The following is a 21,374-nucleotide window of genomic DNA, read 5'->3' as shown; positions in this document are numbered from 1 at the left end:
TTATTGATTATTAATAAGTCCCTACATTAACAAACTATAAAAAGGAAAGCACCATGGCTGATATGATGCATCCGGATGTGGATCCACAAGAAACACAAGAGTGGTTAGACTCTCTAGAAACGGTTTTTGAAGAAGAAGGTGCAGAACGTGCGCATTTCCTTTTAGAGGCTCTCATCGACAAAGCTCGTCGTAGTGGAGCGCATTTGCCTTATGATGCGACCACTGCGTACATCAATACTATTCCGGTAGCCCAAGAACCAACTATGCCTGGTGACCAAACAATTGAAGCAAGAATTCGTGCTGCTATTCGTTGGAATGCCTTGATGATAGTTTTACGAGCATCTAAGAAAGACTTAGAGCTTGGCGGTCACATTGGTAGTTTTGCATCCTCTGCCATGTTATACGATGTAGGCTTTAATCACTTTTTCAAAGCACCTAACGAAAAAAATAGCGGCGATTTTATATTTTCTCAGGGACATATTTCCCCTGGTATTTATGCGCGTTCTTTCGTTGAAGGTAATTTATCAGAAGAACGTTTAAATAATTTCCGCCAAGAATGTGATGGTGAAGGTTTGTCCTCATACCCACACCCACATTTAATGAAAGACTATTGGCAATTCCCTACAGTTTCAATGGGCTTAGGTCCATTGCAAGCTATCTACACTGCACGTTTTTTAAAGTATTTAACTAACCGTGGTATCAAAGATTGTTCTGGTCAACAAGTCTATTGTTTTATGGGTGATGGCGAATGTGATGAGCCTGAGTCATTAGGTGCCATTGGTTTAGCTTCTCGAGAAGGCCTGGATAACTTAACCTTTGTTATCAACTGTAACTTACAACGTTTAGATGGCCCAGTACGTGGTAACGGTAAAATCATCCAAGAGCTTGAAGGCACCTTCCGTGGCGCAGGCTGGGAAGTAGTAAAAGTGATTTGGGGAAGTTACTGGGACGCACTTATTGCTCGCGATAAATCCGGTAAACTTTTACAACTGATGAGTGAAACAGTAGACGGAGAATACCAAAACTGTAAAGCCAAAGGTGGCAAGTACACACGAGAAAATTTCTTCAATAAGTATCCTGAAACAGCGGCATTAGTGGCCAATATGTCAGATGAAGATATTTTCCGCCTAAACCGTGGTGGACACGATCCAGTGAAAGTTTTCGCCGCTTACCAAAAAGCCATGGATACTAAAGACCGCCCAACGGTTATTTTAGCTAAAACCATCAAAGGTTTTGGGTTAGGCGCATCAGGTGAGGCTTTAAACATTGCCCACAACGTGAAAAAAATGGATGTGGATTCTCTTAAAAAATTCCGCGACCGTTTTAATATCCCGGTAGCTGACGAAACCATTGCTGATTTACCGTATTTTAAATTCGCTGAAGACAGTGAAGAATATAAGTATATGAAAGCACGTCGCGAAGCATTAGGTGGTGCATTACCACAAAGACGTGAACAAGCTGAAGAACAGCTCGAAATGCCTGAATTAAAAGCTTTCGATGCTATTTTGAAAGGTTCTGGCGATCGTGAAGTGTCTTCTACTATGACCTTTGTACGGGTGCTGAATGTCTTATTAAAAGATAAAAAGATGGGCAAACGAGTGGTGCCTATTATTCCTGATGAAGCCCGTACTTTTGGTATGGAAGGGTTATTCCGTCAAGTAGGTATATACGCCAACGAAGGTCAAAAATACATTCCACAAGATGCAGATCAAGTAGCCTACTATCGCGAAGATAAAAAAGGTCAGGTTTTGCAAGAGGGCATTAACGAGCTAGGCGCTATGGCGTCTTGGGTGGCGTCTGGTACGTCTTATTCAACCTGTAATGCGACTACTATTCCTTTCTACATCTACTACTCTATGTTTGGTTTCCAACGTGTTGGCGATCTAGCATGGGCAGCGGGTGATAGCCAAGCACGTGGTTTCTTATTAGGTGCGACTGCAGGCCGTACAACCTTAAACGGTGAAGGCTTACAACACCAAGATGGGCATTCACATGTTCAAGCGAACCTTATCCCTAATTGTGTTACTTATGACCCAACTTACGGCTATGAAGTAGCGGTAATAGTGCAAGACGGCTTACGTCGTATGTACACTGAAAACGAAAATGTGTTCTATTACCTAACTTTGATGAACGAAAACTACCAACACCCAGCAATGCCTGAAGGTGATGATGTCGCTGCAGATATCATTAAAGGTATTTACAAGTTAGAGCGTGTTGAAAGCAAAAAAGCCAAGTCTAACGTTCAACTTCTAGGTTCAGGTACAATCTTAAATGAAGTACGTAAAGCGGCTCAAATATTGAGTCAAGACTACAATGTCTCTTCTGATGTTTATTCTGTTACTTCGTTCAATGAATTAGCCCGTGAAGGTCAAGACGTGGTTCGTTGGAACATGTTAAATCCAGAAGCAACGCCTATGACTGCACACATTGGTCAAGTCATAACTAAAGATGCGGGTCCGGCAATTGCTGCTACTGACTATATTAAAGGTTATTCAGATCAAATTCGTGCGTTCATCGACACTGACTACCGCTGTTTAGGTACCGACGGTTTTGGTCGCAGTGATAGTCGTGCGAATTTACGTACTCACTTTGAAGTGAACGCCGCTTATGTAGTTGTGGCTTCTTTGTACGAGTTATCTATTCGTGGCGAAGTTGAGAAGAGTGTTGTGACTAAGGCAATTGAACGCTTTGAGATCAATACAGAAAAACTTAACCCACTTTACGCCTAATTTCGGCTAGATAAGGAGTCTTACATATGTCTGATATTCAAAAAATCCTAGTCCCCGATGTAGGCGGCGAAGAAGTTGAAATAATTGAAATTTGTTTCGCCGTAGGCGACACACTAGAAGCCGATGAAGGTATTGTTACCGTTGAGACCGATAAAGCATCAATGGACATCCCTGCACCTTTTGCTGGGGAATTAACGAGTTTATCGGTAAAAGTGGGTGACAAAATCAAAGAAGGTGATGTCATCGGTGAAATTAAGGCTGCTGGCTCAACTGCAACGGAAACAGCAGAAGCTGAAGTACCTGCTGAGGCCCCGGCCACCGAAGAAACGTCTACAGCAGCGCCAGTTGAAGAACCAGCACCTGCAGCGGCAGCACCTGCCGCCACCTCTTCAAGCGAAGTCATTGAAGTTGCCGTACCAGATATTGGTGAAGACGGCGAAGTAGATGTGATTGATGTATTGGTGTCTGTTGGTGATGTGATTGAACAAGAAGACGGTTTAATCACCTTAGAAACAGACAAAGCCACAATGGATGTACCCTCCACCCATGCTGGTACAGTCAAAGAAGTATACATTTCTACTGGCGATAAAGTGAAACAAGGCACCCTTGTGATTAAGCTTGAGACCGCCGGTGGAGCACCTGCTGCCGCTGAAGCGGCACCTGCAGCCGAAACACCTGCAGCTGCGCCAGAAAAAGCGGCGACTCCTGCACCAGCCAAAGCGGCACCAGCGCCAGCTCCAACACCAGCTGAAACTTCTGCCGCTACGGGTGGCAAAGCTCACGCATCACCTTCTGTACGCAGAGTTGCTAGAGAATTTGGTGTGGATTTAAGTCAGGTCTCAGGTACAGGGCCTAAAAAACGTATTCTAAAAGAAGACGTGCAGGCTTATGTAAAAGCAGAATTAGCTAAACCTCGTTCGGCCAGTGGTAATGGGGTTGTTGCTGACAATGTTCTCAAGATTGCAACGGTTAAACCGATCGACCATGCCAAGTTTGGTGAGATTGAAATCTTACCTTTAACTCGCATTCAGAAGATATCTGGGCCTTTCTTACACCGTAACTGGGCCACTATCCCTCATGTTACGCAATTTGACGAAGCCGATATCACTGATGTTGAAAACTTCCGCAAAGAACAAAACGCTTACCACAGTAAAATTAAATCAGGATTAAAAATCACACCTTTAGTATTTGTGATGAAAGCAGTGGCCAAAGCCCTTGAAAAATACCCTGCATTTAACTCTTCATTATCTGATGATGGGGAAAGTTTAATTCTTAAGAAGTTTATTAATATTGGTATCGCAGTAGAAACACCTGGTGGTTTAGTGGTTCCTGTGATCAAAGACGTCAACAAAAAAGGTATTGAGCAACTTTCACAAGAATTGATTGAAACCTCAGTCAAAGCCCGTGAAGGCAAATTAAAAGCAAACGATATGCAAGGTGGCACTTTTACCATATCAAGCTTAGGCGGTATTGGCGGCACGGCGTTTACGCCCATTGTTAATGCGCCTGAAGTTGCTATATTAGGGGTCTCTAAATCAGAGATGAAACCTAAGTGGAATGGTAAAGAGTTTGAACCGCGATTGATGGTGCCGTTAAGTTTGTCTTACGATCACCGCGTAATTGACGGTGCAGTAGGTGCGCGCTTCTCAACTGAAGTTGCTGCAAACTTAACTGATTTACGTAGAATAATACTTTAGTGAACAATAGGTAGCAGTATACTGTTACCTATTATTAAGCCAATAAGGCTGAATTTATTCACAACATGTTACTTGCACTGCTAGCAAAACATGTTGTTCTAAACAGAATTTGAGGATCATATGAGCGAAATAAAGACTCAATTAGTAGTATTAGGTGCAGGCCCTGGAGGCTATTCAGCCGCTTTTCGTGCTGCTGATTTAGGTGTAGAAACGGTTATGGTTGATGCCCGCGATACATTAGGTGGTGTATGTTTAAACGTAGGCTGTATTCCTTCAAAAGCGCTACTGCACGTTGCTAAAGTAATTGACGATGCCAAAGAAATGGCAGGTCACGGTGTCACTTTTGGTGAGCCAACTATCGATTTAGACAAAATACGTGGCTGGAAAGACAGCGTAGTGAGCCAGTTGACCAAAGGTCTATCTGGTATGGCTAAAATGCGTAAAGTGCAACATGTGCAAGGTTATGGCAAATTTACGGGTAGCAATACCTTAGAAGTTGAAGGTAAAGACGGTAAAACCACTATTACCTTTGATAATGCCATTATCGCAGCTGGTTCAGAGCCTGTGAGCTTGCCTTTCATTCCCCAAGACGATCCTCGCGTAATCGATTCAACGGGCGCCCTTGAAATGTCTGACATTCCTGAAAAAATGTTAGTACTAGGTGGCGGTATCATCGGTCTTGAAATGGGCACAGTTTACCGTGCGCTAGGTTCACAAATTGACGTGGTTGAGTTCCTTGATCAACTCGTGCCTGCTGCGGATAAAGACGTAGTGAAAATTTATCAGAAATACGTTAAAGATAAATTTAACGTGATGCTTGAAACCAAAGTAACGGGTGTTGAAGCGAAAAAAGATGGTTTGTATGTGTCTTTTGAAGGCAAACAAGCCCCAGCAGAGCCGGTTAAATACGACAAAGTATTAGTAGCTGTTGGCCGTCGCCCTAACGGTAGTTTGGTTGATGCCGAGAAAGCTGGCGTTGCAGTAGACGAACGCGGTTTTATCAATGTAGATAAACAATTAAAAACTAACGTTTCTCACATATTCGCTATCGGTGATTTAGTTGGTCAACCTATGCTAGCTCACAAAGCCGTGCATGAAGGTCATGTTGCTGCTGAAGTGATTTCTGGTATGAAACACTTTTTTGATCCTAAATGTATTCCTTCAGTGGCTTATACCGATCCAGAAATGGCATGGGTAGGCTTAACCGAAAAAGAAGCCAAAGAACAAGGCATCAAATACGAATCAGCTAGTTTCCCATGGGCGGCATCGGGCCGTGCAATCGCATCTGCACGTACTGAAGGTATGACCAAGTTGATCTTCGACAAAGAGACTCACCGTGTAATAGGTGGTGCCATTGTAGGTATTAATGCAGGTGAAATGTTAGGTGAAATTGGTTTAGCCATTGAAATGGGTGCTGATGCAGAAGATATCGCATTAACCATTCACGCTCATCCAACGCTTAACGAATCAATCGGCCTAGCTGCTGAAATGTATGAAGGTAGCATTACCGATTTGCCTAACCCTAAGGCAAAGAAAAAGTAACACTTTTTTATTCTAGTTAAAAAGGGCCAATAGGCCCTTTTTTATTGCCTAAAACCTATTCGTATAAAGAACTACCCACTCAGCGACTTTGAAACAAATCCTCACACTTAACTCTTTGCAATTTTTGCAGTTCCTTCGGGCAAACAGTAAACTCTGTGCTCTTAAAAAAATAAAGCGAGAGCAAATGTATATTGCTCCATTAAAGGTAGGCAGATGAAAAATTTTAGTATTGTGGCGTTAAGTGTCAGTCTGGTATTAGGTTTAAGTGCTTGTACCCCTGAAAACAAACCAGAGACAACTGTGGCCGTGGTTAGCGAAACAACTATGACTTCAGGTATCGATTTAACAGCCGTTGATCAAAACGTGCTTGCTCAAGATGACTTTTTTAGACATGTCAACGGTGCATGGTTAACACAAACCGAGATCCCAGCAGACAAATCTAGTTACGGATTGTTCAATGTTTTATATGACGACACTCAAGAAAATTTAAAAACTTTAATACAAGAGTCGGCCAGCATTCAAGCTGAAAAAGGTTCAAACACTCAGAAACTAGGCGATATGTACAATAGCTACATGAATATCGAGCTGGCCAATGAAAAAGGTATAACCCCACTGCAACCTCTAATGGATAAAATCAGCAGCGCCGAAAACATGCAGCAGCTTTCCAAAGTATTTGGTGAATTATATGTAATAGGTGTAGGCGGTGCATTTAACTTCTATACCTCGCCCGATGCTAAAGATCCTGATGTTGTCACTATGTATCTTTATCAAAGCGGTTTGACTCTTCCCGATAGAGATTATTACAGCAAAGAAGAAGAGAAATTTGTTAACTTCCGCGCTGCCACAGAAAAATATATGGCAGACATATTAACTAAAGCGGGACACGAGTCAGGCGCTGATGCCGCCAGTAAAATCATGGCTTTGGAAAAAGATATCGCTGGCAAACATTTGTCACGGGTTGAAAGCCGAGATGCTGAGAAAAATTACAATAAACAGAGTGCAGCACAAGTCAATGCTTTGCTCGGCAGCTTTGATTGGCAAGCCTATGCCGAAGCAAGCGGCGTAGGTAAAGTGAATGATATGGTAGTGCGCAATATGCCCTACTTCGAAGAAATCGCTGGGATTTTTTCCGCACATGACTTACAAACTTGGAAAGACTATTTAACCTTTAACCTAGTTGATTCTTATGCTTCACGCCTCAGTCAAGATATGGTCGACCTACATTTTGCGTTCCATTCAACTACCTTAAACGGTATCCCAGAACAACGTCCACGATGGAAACGTGCTGTGGCAGCCACCAGCGGTGTGTTAGGTGAGGTATTAGGGCAACAATACGTAGAGCGCCACTTTACGCCTGAAGCTAAAGCCAAAATGGATGCGTTAGTGCAAAACCTCACTAAAGCCTATGGCGATAGTATCAAGCAACTAGAATGGATGTCCCCTGCCACAAAAACGGCTGCACTCGAAAAACTAGCGGCCTTTACGCCTAAAATTGGCTACCCAGATAAATGGCGTGATTATTCAAATTTAGAAATAAAGGCAGATGACTTAGTCGGAAATTACATTCGATATTCGACCTTTGACCATTTTGAAGACACGGACAAAATTGGCAAACCGGTGGACAAAGCCGACTGGGGGATGACACCTCAAACCATCAACGCTTATTACCATCCAGTGAGAAACGAAATTGTTTTCCCAGCTGGGATTTTACAAGCGCCTTTCTTTGATATGAATGCTGACGATGCTGTGAACTACGGGGCAATTGGCGCCGTAATTGGTCACGAAATTGGCCATGGTTTTGACGACCAAGGTTCAAAATACGACGGTCAAGGCAACCTACGCAGCTGGTGGACAGATGAAGACCGTGCCGCCTTTGATGTATTAGGTCAAAAACTCACTGCCCAGTTCAATGAATTTGAACCTATTGAAGGCCAAAACGTGAATGGTGAATTGACCTTAGGCGAAAACATCGGTGATTTAGCCGGGGTAACTATAGGTTACAAAGCCTATCAAATGTCATTAGAGGGCAAAGACGCCCCTGTGATTGATGGACTAACAGGTAATCAACGTTTCTTTATGGGATATGCCCAAGTATGGCGTAGTAAGGCCCGTGAAGATGCCCTAAGAGCCCAACTGCTTAGTGACCCACACTCACCAGGTGAATTCCGCGTTAACGGTATAGTCGGAAACGTTGATGCTTTCTATCAAGCATTTGACGTGAAAGAAGGTGATGCAATGTATCTTAAACCCGACGATAGAGTACAAATTTGGTAAATAGATATAAATAATTACGGCCGCTAATTTAGCGGCTTTTTTATTGTCTGAAATACGAGTCAGCATAAAGTGACTGCTCAGATTTCACGCAACATGTTATTATTGGGCATTAAACGTTAAATGTTGCTTTTGAGGTATACATTGAAGCAGATTGAAATCTTTGAAATTACCAGCCCCTGTATAGGCGTTTGTCAATCTGGGCCCAAAGGTTTCTGCGTTGGATGTTTTAGGTCCAGAGACGAAAGAGTGCATTGGATAAAGTTGGAACAAGATGTACAAAGTAAAATAATAAAAGCCTGTGCTGCCCGCAAAAGACGAGCAAAATCAGCCCAAAATAAAAAACGCACTCAAACAGAACAGTCGCCACAACTTGGTTTTTTAGACGACTCATTCAACCCCAAAAATCAATAAAACACACTATCAATGAGGTTATAAATGCCCACACTTAACACTGCACTCATCACAGGCGCGTCAGAAGGCATAGGTCGCAGCTTTGCCGAGATATACGCAAAGAACGGCCACGACTTAGTGTTGGTGGCTCGTAATCAGATTAAGCTTGAGGAATTTGCTCAACAACTCCAAGCTAAATACGCGATACATGTAGACGTTTTCGCTGCGGATTTGATCCCCGTCGACGCAGCTAAAAATCTGTTTACAGCCATTAGCTTAAAAGACATTAAAATCGATATTTTGGTGAATAACGCCGGCATGATGCAAGTTGAAAAATTAAGCCTCAGTGATCCTCTGCAACTCAATAATCTATTGCAATTAAATATCCAAAGCTTAGTCAATATGACCCAACAATTTGTTAAACCTATGCTAGCTCGTGGGCAAGGAAAAATTGTCAATGTTGGCTCTATTGCGAGTTTTATGCCTACGCCTAATTTTGCAGCTTACGGTGCCAGTAAAGCCTTTGTTTTGTCTTTTTCAGAAGGTATTGCTGAAGAATTTCGAGGCACAGGTGTCACAGTTACTTGTGTCTGTCCTGGCATGACAGAAACCAAAATGCTGAGTCATGCTGATGGTCTAGAAAAGTTTATTCCAAAATTTTTAAAAGCGGATCCTATGGAACTTGCTGCACAAGCATACAAGGCCAGCATGAAAGGTGATGTGATATTTTTGGATAAGATCGCCAACAAGTTGTTGGTGCAATGGGCAACGCATTACCCTAAATGGTTAGTGCGCGGCGTCAACGGTTTGTTTGCTCGTTTTAATTAATGCGACTTAAAATTAAGTCACCTTAATGTGATCAAGTATCTGCTTAGTTATATCATCATATAGTTGGCTTGGAATGGTATGCCCCATTCCAGAGTAGATTTTAATTTTGGCATTGGGTATGGCTCTCGCCGTCGCAACCCCACAAGCAACAGGTACCAAGGGGTCGTCCTCTCCATGCAAAACTAAGCTTGGCACCCGTAAAGTGTGCAAAGCTTCAGTTCTATCAGGAGAATCTAAAATAGCGGCCAATTGCCGCGTATTACCCGCAGGATTAAATCCTCTTTGTAATGCCCTTTTGATTAGGGCAAGTACTTTTTGTCGATCAAATGGGTAGTGTTCACCGTGTATCAAGCGCCACACATGAATACCATAGGTAACGGCTTTGTTGATATCTTTAGGCGGTGGCCTAAGCATTTTAAAACTAAAGGCAGCTGACGGCTTAGGTAGCTTTTTATTGCCAGTTGTCGACATGATAGAAGTTAAACTTTTGACTCTTTGTGGATGATTAATGGCCAGTTCCTGGGCAATCATTCCCCCCATGGAGGCCCCCACTACATGAACGCTTTCGATAGCTAATGCATCTAATAAGCCTAGCGTATCTCTCATCATATCAGACAACAAATAAGCCGCACCTAAAGGGCGTTTAAACACAGCATTGGTTAAAAGAGCAATACTTGAGGGTGCAGGCAGTGAATCCAACCAAGTACTTTTACCGTTATCACGGTTATCAAACCTAATCACCCAATACCCTTGGGATGCAAGCAATTTGCAAAATTCTTCATCCCAATAAATCATCTGGGTGGCTAACCCCATGATCAATAAAATCGCTGGATGACTTTTATCGCCAAAGCTGTCGTAATTAATACTAAGGTTATTAGCGGCGACTACTTGCTCTGGGTGGTAAATGATAGGGCTCAAAGTGTTAACTCGTATAAAATTAAACGAGCTTTAGATTGCCTGAACCCTGAAATTTTTCAAGTTCATCTTTCTTATAGGGCTGCCAATTAGTTTCTTCTTGCGCCAGTCTATTGGCAATAATCCATACAACCTGCGGATTGTGCCCCAAGCCAGAATGACTGCCTCGTACCTGAATATTTTCTGCTTGATGATGCGCTTCTATTCGGTGATTGATACATGCTTGCCAATGCACCACACCATCAGTTTTCGAAAATAATGCAGAATTAGGTACAGGAGGGGGCGTCAACATTTGTCTCACTACATCTGGGTTGGTCTGCGAAACATTGCCATTTATCAATTCAAACAAGCCTGCAACTGCTGGAGATGAACCTTGAGAACCATTAAACGGACTACCTAGAGTAATCACTTGGCGTACACAATCAGGGATAATACGCGAGAGTTCTCTGGCTAAAATCCCCCCTAAACTCCACCCTACTAAACTCACTTTGGCATAATGGATAACTGATAATTCAATGACTCTATTGATCAATTTATCACTCAGTACTTGTTCACCACCTACAATGTGGGTGCCTAAATTGCGTCCTAGTTCCCATCCATAAGTTTCATAACCTTTACCTTTTAAGAATGCACGTATAGGTTTAGTCGAGATATCGCTGGCTAAAAAACCGGGGATCACCAATACAGGGTGACCGTCGCCACTAGGGGCTCTTTTTAAAAAAGGTAACGACACACCAAAGGCACTGAGTTCAATTAATGATCTTCCCTCACTGAACAAATGCAATAAAGAAGGTCTAGGTATATTAGGTAATACATGTTTCATAACAAATCCTATAAAATGTTGGCACTAGGCATCTTGCATAAGTGCTTCAAGGGCGGCTCTGCCCGCTAATTTTTCCTGAACTGCCACTTCTAACTCATTCGCACTTTCACGAATGTAACGAGTAAACAACTCTAAATCGGGCATTAAATTGGCACAACTTGTGGGGCTAATAGTTAATGTACCGTTATAACTGCAAATTGGCATAATTAACCCCATGCCATCAAAAATAGGTGCAGTTCCCATATTTACAATGAGTTTATGCCCCGCAAGATACAGGGGTATTTGTGGTCCAGGTACATTGGTTATGACCACGTTAAATAATGGGCTATGATGTTTAGCGATTGCCGCTCTAGAATAGAATCTCGCTGCCACACCCGCTAATCCGAAAGGAATTAATTCAGCGTAACCCATTAAACTTTTTGCATCTATGGCATCTTGGTACAGTTTACCAACCATAGTATTAATTTGGATTTTTTCGAGGCGCTTAATAGGGTCTTCTAGATCGGTTGCCAACTGCACATACATAGCAGACACTTGATTACCCATGGCATTTTTTTCTTCTGCGGTACGGGTGGATACTGGCACCATGGCGACTAAAGGTTTATCAGGTAGTTCTCCTTTTTCTAATAGATAACGTCTAAGTGCACCTCCGCATATAGCTAAAATTACATCATTCAATGTCGCCCCTTCGACTACTTTTCTAAGGGCCTTAACTCTATGAATATCCAATATGGCAGAGTCCCAGGTCCGCTCTATTTCCACTATGTCATTAAACCTTGTTTTGGGAGCGTTAAACGGCATTGTAGGCAATTTAATGCCTTGTGCCCTGGTCATATAACCAGCTTTTAACGTTGCCTTGCCCGTATCCCACAATAGACCTGGCAGCTTAGTAGGACGGGAAATAAAGTTATAGGCACTCCTAGCCATCAGTCCAACTGGACCGGGAATATCTGCCTTTTCCTTTACCACAACAGGTTTGGGAGGTTTTGGTGTAGCTGATACATCAAACAACATTGTCATCAAATCGGCGCCAGACTTACCATCAAAACCTGAGTGGTGCACTTTAGTAATTAAGGCGATCGATCCTTTGGGGACTTGAGGGATGCTGTCTACACCTTCTACAAAAATAAACTCCCACAAAGGACGCTCTCGGTTTAACTGTTGGGAAAACAACCTAGAGGCCAAATAACGTAGTTCTTTCCAACCACCTGGGCGAGGTAAAGCGGTGCGGTGCAGGTGCATATTGATATCGAAATCTGGATCTTCTACCCAGTAGGGTCTATCTAAACTAAAAGGTACTGTGACCAATTTTTGCGTTAACTTTTCAACTGTATGCACACGATCACTAACAAATTGCCGAAAGTCATCAAACTTAAGAGAACCTTCAAGAATAGCAACACCACCTATATGCATTGGTATTTTGGATGATTCAAGATATAAAAAAGACGCGTCTATTCCAGAAAGCTCTTCCATAGGTATTCAAGCCATAATGTTAACTATTTGTTAAAACACACTATCTTTTTATCGATAAAAATCAACCTATTTTCTGTTCACCACTGAATGCAATTAAAAAGATGCTCACTTTTCAAATCATGAATGTTTATACTAGGCTATTACAAACGCCAAAAAAATGAACTATGTCATCAATTAACCTTTTAGATATCACTAGAGTCGCAGGCCAATCCTTTGCCTTACCGGATATTTGTGTGCGTATTCGTTCTATGCTGGATGATGACCATTCTGACCTAGATGATATAGGTCGACTCATTGCATTGGACCCCTCTTTATCGTCAAAATTATTAAAGTTAGCCAATAGCCCCCTATTCCGCTTTGAATCACAAATTGATTCTTTGGCTAAGGCCATTAACATTATTGGCGGTGAGGCCTTATATAACCTGGTCATGGCCGAAACGGCTAGTTCTGCTTTTGAACACTTCAGTAGCGATGTGATTGATTTAAAGCGCTTTTGGTTACAGAGCATTTATGCGGCTTTGGTCGCAAAACACCTGGCTAAAATGGTAAAAATAAGAGGCAGTGAGCGTTTTTTTTTATTAGGTTTATTACATAATTTAGGGGAGTTGTTAGTGGCAGTGCAAGCGCCAAATTTGGCAATTGACTGCTGTAAATATGACAAAAAAACCTCACCTTGGAAATTGCAACGTCAAGTATTAGGTTTTGATTACGCAAATTGCAGCGCAAAACTCATGGAGTCGTGGCGCTTACCTAGCCAATTATATGTTCCAGTGATGGATCTACATAACGAAAATAAAGCGCTTCAAAACAAAGATGTAGCCATTATTTACACAGCTGTGAGAGCGAGTATTGCTATGACCCATGACGATTTATACTCCGCTAGCCAATTAGTCACGCCTTTAGTTTTAAAATACTTAAAGCTAGATCAAGAAGATTTAAAAGACGCCGTTAAATTTGCATCAATGGAAGCGGGAGGTGTTTTGGGAGTCATGAATCCTTCACTTGGTTAATTTACCCTGAAAAACCAATACTTTTCCTCGCTTTTTGCCCTTTACCTATGCACAAGCGCCATGAATTTATATATAATTCCCCCTTTATTTTTAGACTAATAGTATTTTTTACACTATGAAGTGGATCCTACTCCTGTTTGTTTTGCTAGCGGCCGACTTTTGTTTTGCTGGGCAAAACATCATGCACTCCCTCTATTTAACAGATAGACCTGATTTAGATGATAATGAATTATCAATGATTGGTGAGTTTGGCTTTCTGGTGGCCAGTGGAAATACTAATGCTTCAACAACCACAGCTAAGATAAATACCAGCCAAGAGTTAACCTCTTGGAGTTATCAAATCATAGGCAGTGCCCTTTACAAACAAAGCCAACAAGAAATAAATGGCGAAATGAAAGACTTAGCATCTGCACAAAGATTATTCTTATCAGGGCAATTCGATCACAAACTGACAGAGCCTGACGACAGGCTTTTTCTCTATTGTGAATATGAAAACAATAGATTTAGTGGATTTCGTTACCAAGCCGCCTTAGCAGCGGGGTGGACCTCAAGACTCTGGCACGATAAACAAAGTGAATTTAAATATAGTGTAGGACCAGGTTACGCCATTTCAGAAGTTGAAGAAAACAATGTTGAAGAAGATGCCAAAGGACTTATTGTTAGAGCGGCCATGGAGTATAAACAAAAGTTTTCCAGCCATGCTACGTTTCGGCAATTTATTAGCACTGAAGCTGACCAAGAATTTTACAAAACCAAATCAGAGACGTCCCTTTCAACAAAGCTGACAGGGGCGTTAGCGATGAAGCTAAGCTTAATACTTAATCATGACACTAGTGTTGGTCCCGATATCGAAGAATTGGACACTGAGGCAGCAGTGACTCTGGTTTATCAGTTTTTTTAATATGCTGATTCGACTAAAGTAGGGTTCTCCTTAGGTTAAGCTTCTGTCAAAATCCCCCATCAAAACAAATTGAATTAAATTTACACACTAAAGGATATATTAATGAACAAATCTCTAATTTTACTTGGGCTATGTGCGGCTGGAAACGTTTTTGCAGCTGACGAAGTTAAGCCATTCACAATGGACGGTGAATTTGGATATATCGCCACAACAGGTAATACTGAAACCACTTCTATTAAAGGTAAGTTATCGGCTCATCAAGAACTCACTGAGTGGAGCAACGACTACACCCTTGAAGCCCTTTACAAGAAGGACGAAGTGGGAGATAGCACTATTGATGAAACCACTGCACAAAAATACTTTTTGTCAGGACAAGGTAATTACAAATTAGAAAACCCAGATCATCGCTTGTTTGGTTTTGCTTCATACGAAGACGACAGATTTAGTAGTTATAATTACCAAGCAACACTTGCCGCTGGTTGGTCACAAAAAGTGTGGGAAGACGATACAAGTAAATTTAATTACAGTATTGGTCCTGGTTATGCTTTTTCCGAAACCACTGAAGGTGTTGAACAAAACGGTATGATTGTTAGGGCTGCATTGGACTACCACTGGAAAATTTCTGATACTGCAACGTTCAAACAATTAATTAGTACTGAAGTAGGCTCTGATAATACCAAGTCTAAATCAGAAACCTCTGTGTCTGCCCAGATCAGTGGTGGTTTATCACTTAAAGTATCTTTTCTCATGGATCACAACTCTGATGTTGCAGAAGGTATTGACAAGTTAGATACACAAACAGCTATTACTGTTGTGTATAGCTTCTTCTAAAATTTTTATATTGTCTTTGTCTATCAGGCTTGCAGCCGCAAGCCTGATAAATCGCTTTTTTATTCCTTTTTACCATGCATTCGTTTATACAAAGACGGTGATAATCCGTACTTAGCTTCAAAAGCTTTACGAAACCCCAATACCGATTGATAGCCTACATCAGTGCTAACTGACTTAACGACACCGCCCGTTTCTAATAATTGTTTTGCTCGAAATAAACGCCTGTTTTCTAAAAATTTAGAAGGGGTACATCCCACTTCATCAGTAAATTTTCGATAAAAAGTGCGTTCTGTCATGGCAGACTTTTCAGCCATATCTCTAACTTTTAATGGCTTATGTAGATTGCTATCTAACCAAACAACAATATCAGTAAACACATGCTGATATTGTGCCGACAATAATTCACTAAACTGGGATTGATGACCGGGACGATGAGCGTACACCACTAACCAACTTGCAATTTCTTGCATCACTTTGCTGCTATGATCTTTGGCCAACATCGCCAGCGCCATATCGATACCTGTAGTGACGCCCGCAGAAGTCCATATATTACTGTCTTCACTATACAGGGCATCTTGTTGTACATTAACGTTAGGGTAGTCTCGAACGAGCTGAGCAAGATCAGCCCAATGAGTTGTGGCTTTTTTACCTTCCAATAAGCCGTTTGCTGCTAGCACCAGCGCACCTGAACATATCGAGCCAAGTCTTTCGGCCTTTGGCGTGTTAATCGCTAACCAGGCTCGTAAATTAGGATCCATAGAAATTTGACTGATTGCATTCCCATCGCCACCTACAAACAAAATAGTGTCAGTTGAACAAACACTTACCCCTTCGAGAGTTTGGCTATTGACCTCAATTCCTGTGCGAGAACGCACCAACCCACCAGTAACAGATAAAGTATGAATAGAATAAACAGGATGTTTTATTATTGTTTGTGCAGCATTAAAAACCGAAGACGGCCCGGAGAGATCCAGTAATTCAAACTGGTCAAATATGACAAAGAGAATACGGCGAGTTACAAGCATGGCAGAAAAATATACTTTTATGTCATTTCAGTCAAAGTATTTCTCAATTAGTATTTTCCCCAATCGACAAACCAGTTGAATCAGCAATGGGATCAAACTAATGATAGAAAAAAACCAAGCATTCAATATAGGTATTTACCTATACAAGAATGCTGAAGTCTTAGATTTTGCTGGCCCATTTGAAGTGTTTTCTACTGCCAATCGATTACACAATACTACTCAACAATTTAATGTTTTTTTGATCGGAGAAAGTGCTTTGCCAATTTTGGCTAGAGGTGGATTTTGTATAACACCCAAATATTCTATTTATAATCACCCAGCACTAGAGTTATTGGTAGTAGTTGGGGGTATACACACCGAAGAGATGCAAAAAGCCCACATAATTCATTGGTTGCAACAACAAAGGCAAAAAGTAGCGATTATAGCTTCTGTATGTACTGGCGCATTTATATTGGCTCAGGCTGGCATTTTGAATAACCATCAAGCCACAACACATTGGAGTGATATACAAGATTTCAAACAGAAATTTCCTACCATTCCCATCATTGAAAATGTGAGTTGGGTAGACAACCAAAACGTTATCACCTCTGCTGGAATCACAGCAGGCATCGACATGAGTCTGTATTTACTCAGCAAATTTTGCAGCCTACAACTTGCGTTATCTACCGCTAAACAAATGCAATTTCAATGGAGCAACATTGGGTTCCATGGCCTCACTCAGGAAAACCAAGATGCTACAACTTAGACCCAACTGTGAAACCTGTCACTGCGACTTAGCAACTGATTCAGCTGCCTATATCTGCACTTTTGAGTGCACTTATTGCGCAAATTGCGCCACTAATACTCATAAGCTGCAATGCCCAAATTGCCAAGGTAATTTAGAGAAAAGGCCTATTCGCCCTGAAAAGTTATTAAAACAACACCCACCTTCTACCAAGAGGGTTGTTAGCTAATGCACATTATTCGAGCCAAAAACTTTACTGCACACAAAGCATGGGGCGCTTTGAACATTGCTTGTATGCAAGGCATAACAACTCGTCTGCATTGGAGCGATAAAGCCTACCATTGGCATATCAATGATGGAGAGGAAGTCTTTGTGGTATTGGATGGCCAGGTGACTATGCACTATGTACAAGACGGCAAACAGTTGTCTAAATTACTTGAATCAGGTGATATATTTTTTGCGTCGGTCGGTACCGAGCACTATGCCGACCCTATTGGCGAAGCAAGAGTATTAGTGATAGAAAAACAAGGAAGTATTTGAGTCCACTATTACCAACGATATTGCAGCACAGCTAGACTTTGATGTTGGTCGACTTGAATATTTTCACCTAAGGTCGCCCTAATATCGGCACTATTTTGATTTATGTGCTGTTCCACACCAATTTGCCAGTTTTTATCAAGATCATTACGCCACGCTAGAGTCACACCATGGCCATCACTATTATTCGGATCCCACGGAAAAATATCATCTTCGCGCACTTTAAACTTATCAAAACGTAGACTGATCCTATGGGTCTTATATTTGTGACTCAACATCACATACCAAGCATCGAAATCAATATAAACAAAGCGATCACCCATTACTGAGCTGCCCGACAACCATTGACCTAAGACACGGGTATTGCCATTAAATTTATGCTGCAAAGCCAATGAATGGAATTTTGTGCGCCATGCATACAATCTTTCGTGACTCACCTCTAATGGATCGGCTTGATTATCGTAGAAGTAATAACGCAAAGTGGATTGTTTATAATACTCAATGTGAGTACCTAGGTAAAAACCGATATTCCCATCTAACTCATGATAAGGCTCAACATAATTAGGATGAAAAATACGATCTTCCTGAATAACACTGGGATAAGCAGCAAAAGGGACACGATCATTGTTTAAACTTTGCCTATCGTGCATGGCAAAACCACGCCAACTTATGACTGTGCCTAAAGGATCATTTGCTTTAAACAGTGAGCCATGAAACTCCCAAGAGATTGGACTATTTCGAGTGCGACCAGGGCTATATAAAGTGACTTCTAACCCAGCGGTACGTAACTCTTCTCCCACCCAACTATTCACGGCTGATTGGGTATATGTGAAAGGTGATAACCAACCTGTATCCACATTCTCTAAAGATAATTTGGGATAAAAAAACCCCACTCTTGCACGCCATCTAAGTTTTGAATTGCTGAGTGGTTTGTAACTAAGTTGTGCCTGAGATATTCCCAAATTTTGCTCGCCTAGCTGGTAATAATTCGCTACCACCTCATAACTCACACCATTTGCAAAGTTATCTGACAAAGTTAGCAAAGCTTGTTGCACGTTAGCGCTGTCTTCAGAGTAAGCAAGGATCCCCGTACCTTCATCAAACCACGAGGACTCTTCACTCGCTTTGACATAATTCAGTTGCACTAGCCCCTTAACTTCTGCGGCAAAACCTTTACCACTCATTACAAGCAGACACAAAAACAGCAATCTAAGAGTCTTAAAATGAAGTGCCAATTGACATTTTAATGCTTTATTCATAATCAGAAAATTCGCCAGATATTTCTTCATATTGATTGACGTCAGGTAAAAGTGGCGATGCTAAAATAACCTGAATGTCGGACTCTGTTGGCGAGATCACTTGCCTAGACAAGGCGCTAAGTTTATCTTGAATTCTTGGATGCCAAACATCGAGTTGATACTCCCCCTCAGGCACCTCAAGAGTCACCTTCCCATGGCTATCCGTTTGACCAAAATAGGGGGTATCCACAACAAAAATATACCCCAACATCCAATCGTGGATATTACAGCCTAATTCCACCGCACCAATATTTGAAAAAAGCAAAGGGTCGGCCTGTAGCTCTTTGTATAATTGCAGCTCAAAGGTCTTTGCCTTTGAAAAAGAGTAAACGTGATGTTTAATAGAATCAGAATTGGGAAAACGCACTTGTGTGTCTTTTTGGATCGCCAGAATATGCGGCAAAAATTGTGTGTTCACCTGATCCATTATTTCGATTTTGTTAGCGACGGGGCTAACTTGAGGATTTTTTGGAGTTAGGTAAACAACCACATTACCAACCTGCATGTTTTGCTGTGTCAACACATTGATTGATAGTTGTTTTGATTGAACAAAAAAGGCGGCCGATAATAGAGTTAACGCGATTATAAATTTTAACATGCATGCCTATATTTGAATTTAACTGACTGCTTAGGTACGCGCCACACTTTATGTATTTGGCATAGCTGAAGGCTAAACTAAAACATAAAAACCAAAAGCGTGCACAGAAAATTATCATTCATTTTAAATATGATCCGTAAACCACATAGACAGGTGATTTAATCAAAATCATTCACGAGATTGTTAATAGCTGATATTTAATAAAAAGCACAAGTGCACAATACAATTGACTAATCTAATTTATCTAGCACTTTCTTCGCTGCTGCAACCTGTTCGACGCTGCCTTTTTGTAAAACTTCATCGAGTAACTCTTTTGCTGACTCTTCTTCACCAATCTCTATATAAGCATGAGCTAAGTCTAACTTAGCGCCCAACCCATCGTCTGCGTCAACATCGATCATCTCTAAGTTATCGAACTCATTGACAAAGGGCTCTAACGGGACATCTAAATCTAATGCCTTTTCAATTTCATCGTCTGATTCAGCACCAACACTTTCATTTAATAATGCTTCAACATCGAGAAAATCTTCTGAATCCCGTTCACTATCATTGTTCTCTTCGCTTTGTGGCGACTCGTCCAATAACGCAGCGATATCAAACCCAGTATCATCATCTTCAATTGTTGATAATTCGTCGTCCAAATCCAAAGATTCGAGCATTTCATCAAAGTTTGATCCTTCAAGCTCGTCTAAAATATCTTTATCTTCACTTACCGCTGGCTGCTGTTCACCGGGTTTGACATCATCGTCTAACCAATCACCCAAGCCAGGTAAGTCGTCTAATTCATGACCACTATCTTGTGATGAATCAAAAGGAGCACCGTCGAAGGTTTCATCAAATGCGCTATCGAGCTCACTGTCATCAAAATCTTCAATAGTATCGAAATCATCTAAAGGTGTGGCTTGCTTAGAAACTGCAGCTTTTGTCTGTTCTTTAGATACAAAATCGTCTGCCGAAAACTCTAAATCATCTAGTGAGCTAATAGAGGCAGATTCATTTGACGTGAGATCTTCTAAGACTTCATCTAGCTCTTCTTTCTCAAAATCTTCTAATGCTTTTTCAAGTTGATCTTCGTCTAGTGTAGCCTCACTGCTGCTCGGCGTATCAAACTCTTTATCTAGTAATTCATCAACTTCATCTGTTTGCTCAGATTCGTCTTCACCTGCTAATTCAGTGTCAGTAGACTCCTCAGGCACCTCTTCAGACTTTACTTGTTCATCTTCAAGGGTCGCTGCAACTTCTTCTTCATACTCTGTTTCAGGAGACTCTTCAGCTGTATCTGCTGGCTCTGCTTCAACAGGCTCTTCAGCTACGTCCACTGGCTCTGGCTCAACAGATTCTTCAGCGACATCTGCTGGCTCTGGCTCAACAGATTCTTCAGCGACATCTGCTGGCTCTGGCTCAACAGATTCTTCGGCTAAATCTGTTGGTTCAGGCTCAACAGGTTCTTCAGCTACGTCCACTGGCTCTGATTCAACAAGTTCTTCAGCGATATCTATTGGCTCTGCTTCAACAGATTCTTCAGCTACATCTGCTGGCTCTGGCTCAACAAGTTCTTCAGCGATATCTACTGGCTTTGGCTCAACAGGTTCTTCAGCGACATCTGCTGGCTCTGGCTCAACAAGTTCTTCAGCGATATCTATTGGCTCTGCTTCAACTGGTTCTTCACCTACATCTGCTGGTTCAGGCTCAACAGATTCTTCAGCGATATCTACTGGCTCTGGCTCAACAGGTTCTTCAGCTACATCTGCTGGTTCAATCTCAACAGGTTCTTCAGCT

Annotated in this window: 19 protein-coding genes; 12 read left to right on the top strand and 7 right to left on the bottom strand. The window is 41.6% G+C overall.

Annotation, left to right across the window (positions count from 1 at the left end; genetic code table 11):
• Window positions 1–53: 53 nt before the first annotated feature.
• From aceE to AAC000_RS22690, 6 genes are all read left to right on the top strand, one after another.
• The gene (gene aceE, locus AAC000_RS22715; protein WP_339726165.1) at window positions 54–2,729 is read left to right on the top strand and encodes a pyruvate dehydrogenase (acetyl-transferring), homodimeric type; all 2,676 of its coding nucleotides are present in this window, start codon (window positions 54–56) and stop codon (window positions 2,727–2,729) included.
• A 26-nt stretch (window positions 2,730–2,755) separates the two neighbouring features.
• Window positions 2,756–4,426: a dihydrolipoyllysine-residue acetyltransferase gene (gene aceF / locus AAC000_RS22710; protein ID WP_339726163.1), complete on the top strand. Its 1,671-nt coding sequence runs from the start codon at window positions 2,756–2,758 to the stop codon at window positions 4,424–4,426.
• A 120-nt stretch (window positions 4,427–4,546) separates the two neighbouring features.
• Window positions 4,547–5,968 carry a dihydrolipoyl dehydrogenase gene (gene lpdA / locus AAC000_RS22705; RefSeq protein WP_339726162.1) on the top strand — a complete coding sequence of 474 codons (1,422 nt, stop codon included), beginning with the start codon at window positions 4,547–4,549 and terminating at the stop codon, window positions 5,966–5,968.
• 213 nt (window positions 5,969–6,181) lie between these two features.
• The gene (locus AAC000_RS22700) at window positions 6,182–8,242 is read left to right on the top strand and encodes a M13-type metalloendopeptidase (protein WP_339726161.1); all 2,061 of its coding nucleotides are present in this window, start codon (window positions 6,182–6,184) and stop codon (window positions 8,240–8,242) included.
• A 120-nt stretch (window positions 8,243–8,362) separates the two neighbouring features.
• Complete coding sequence (locus tag AAC000_RS22695) at window positions 8,363–8,653, top strand: DUF1289 domain-containing protein (protein WP_339726160.1); 291 nt, start codon at window positions 8,363–8,365, stop codon at window positions 8,651–8,653.
• Window positions 8,654–8,677: 24 nt separating this feature from the next.
• Window positions 8,678–9,460, top strand: a complete 783-nt coding sequence (locus AAC000_RS22690) for an SDR family NAD(P)-dependent oxidoreductase (protein WP_339726158.1) — start codon at window positions 8,678–8,680, stop codon at window positions 9,458–9,460.
• Between the two features lie 12 nt (window positions 9,461–9,472).
• Here AAC000_RS22690 and AAC000_RS22685 read toward each other — a convergent pair whose 3' ends face one another.
• Genes AAC000_RS22685 through AAC000_RS22675 form a run of 3 tightly spaced genes read right to left on the bottom strand, consistent with a single transcriptional unit; the run spans window position 9,473 to window position 12,671 of the window.
• Window positions 9,473–10,378: an alpha/beta hydrolase gene (locus tag AAC000_RS22685; protein ID WP_339726157.1), complete on the bottom strand. Its 906-nt coding sequence runs from the start codon at window positions 10,376–10,378 to the stop codon at window positions 9,473–9,475.
• A gap of 19 nt (window positions 10,379–10,397) precedes the next feature.
• Window positions 10,398–11,198, bottom strand: coding sequence for an alpha/beta hydrolase (locus tag AAC000_RS22680; protein WP_339726155.1), 801 nt, complete (start codon window positions 11,196–11,198; stop codon window positions 10,398–10,400).
• Between the two features lie 24 nt (window positions 11,199–11,222).
• Window positions 11,223–12,671 carry a wax ester/triacylglycerol synthase family O-acyltransferase gene (locus AAC000_RS22675; protein ID WP_339726153.1) on the bottom strand — a complete coding sequence of 483 codons (1,449 nt, stop codon included), beginning with the start codon at window positions 12,669–12,671 and terminating at the stop codon, window positions 11,223–11,225.
• A 164-nt stretch (window positions 12,672–12,835) separates the two neighbouring features.
• Between AAC000_RS22675 and AAC000_RS22670 the strand changes: the two genes are divergently transcribed.
• From AAC000_RS22670 to AAC000_RS22660, 3 genes are all read left to right on the top strand, one after another.
• Complete coding sequence (locus AAC000_RS22670; RefSeq protein WP_339726152.1) at window positions 12,836–13,681, top strand: HDOD domain-containing protein; 846 nt, start codon at window positions 12,836–12,838, stop codon at window positions 13,679–13,681.
• A 115-nt stretch (window positions 13,682–13,796) separates the two neighbouring features.
• Window positions 13,797–14,582 (top strand): DUF481 domain-containing protein, encoded by a 786-nt coding sequence (locus AAC000_RS22665; RefSeq protein WP_339726150.1) that lies wholly within the window; start codon window positions 13,797–13,799, stop codon window positions 14,580–14,582.
• A gap of 102 nt (window positions 14,583–14,684) precedes the next feature.
• Window positions 14,685–15,413, top strand: a complete 729-nt coding sequence (locus AAC000_RS22660; protein ID WP_339726148.1) for a DUF481 domain-containing protein — start codon at window positions 14,685–14,687, stop codon at window positions 15,411–15,413.
• A 59-nt stretch (window positions 15,414–15,472) separates the two neighbouring features.
• Here the strand turns inward: AAC000_RS22660 and AAC000_RS22655 are convergent, their stop codons facing one another.
• Window positions 15,473–16,438 carry a DJ-1/PfpI family protein gene (locus AAC000_RS22655; protein ID WP_339726146.1) on the bottom strand — a complete coding sequence of 322 codons (966 nt, stop codon included), beginning with the start codon at window positions 16,436–16,438 and terminating at the stop codon, window positions 15,473–15,475.
• A gap of 100 nt (window positions 16,439–16,538) precedes the next feature.
• Here AAC000_RS22655 and AAC000_RS22650 point away from each other — a divergent pair, with 100 nt between their 5' ends.
• From AAC000_RS22650 to AAC000_RS22640, 3 genes are read left to right on the top strand one after another with little or no spacing between them, the layout of a single operon-like run.
• The gene (locus AAC000_RS22650; protein WP_339726145.1) at window positions 16,539–17,183 is read left to right on the top strand and encodes a DJ-1/PfpI family protein; all 645 of its coding nucleotides are present in this window, start codon (window positions 16,539–16,541) and stop codon (window positions 17,181–17,183) included.
• On the top strand, window positions 17,146–17,391 hold the full coding sequence (locus AAC000_RS22645) for a DUF1272 domain-containing protein (RefSeq protein ID WP_339726144.1): 246 nt from the start codon (window positions 17,146–17,148) through the stop codon (window positions 17,389–17,391). Before AAC000_RS22650 ends, AAC000_RS22645 begins: the two co-directional genes overlap by 38 nt.
• The gene (locus AAC000_RS22640) at window positions 17,391–17,702 is read left to right on the top strand and encodes a cupin domain-containing protein (protein ID WP_339726140.1); all 312 of its coding nucleotides are present in this window, start codon (window positions 17,391–17,393) and stop codon (window positions 17,700–17,702) included. The genes AAC000_RS22645 and AAC000_RS22640 overlap by 1 nt, the downstream gene beginning before the upstream one ends.
• 8 nt (window positions 17,703–17,710) lie before the next feature.
• Here AAC000_RS22640 and AAC000_RS22635 read toward each other — a convergent pair whose 3' ends face one another.
• The 3 genes from AAC000_RS22635 to AAC000_RS22625 all read right to left on the bottom strand — a co-directional run.
• Window positions 17,711–18,958 carry a hypothetical protein gene (locus AAC000_RS22635; RefSeq protein ID WP_339726138.1) on the bottom strand — a complete coding sequence of 416 codons (1,248 nt, stop codon included), beginning with the start codon at window positions 18,956–18,958 and terminating at the stop codon, window positions 17,711–17,713.
• A complete protein-coding gene (locus tag AAC000_RS22630; RefSeq protein ID WP_339726136.1) occupies window positions 18,951–19,595 on the bottom strand; it encodes a methylamine utilization protein in 645 nt (214 codons plus the stop codon). Before AAC000_RS22630 ends, AAC000_RS22635 begins: the two co-directional genes overlap by 8 nt.
• Before the next feature lie 230 nt (window positions 19,596–19,825).
• A partial coding sequence (locus AAC000_RS22625) for a FimV/HubP family polar landmark protein (RefSeq protein ID WP_339726134.1) occupies window positions 19,826–21,374 on the bottom strand: 1,549 nt, incomplete at its 5' end.

It is taken from the genome of uncultured Paraglaciecola sp., from assembly GCF_963977085.1.
Lineage (GTDB): Bacteria > Pseudomonadota > Gammaproteobacteria > Enterobacterales > Alteromonadaceae > Paraglaciecola.
The sequence above is the reverse complement of the archived record's forward strand: the minus strand, read 5'-3'. Positions and strand labels throughout refer to the sequence as shown.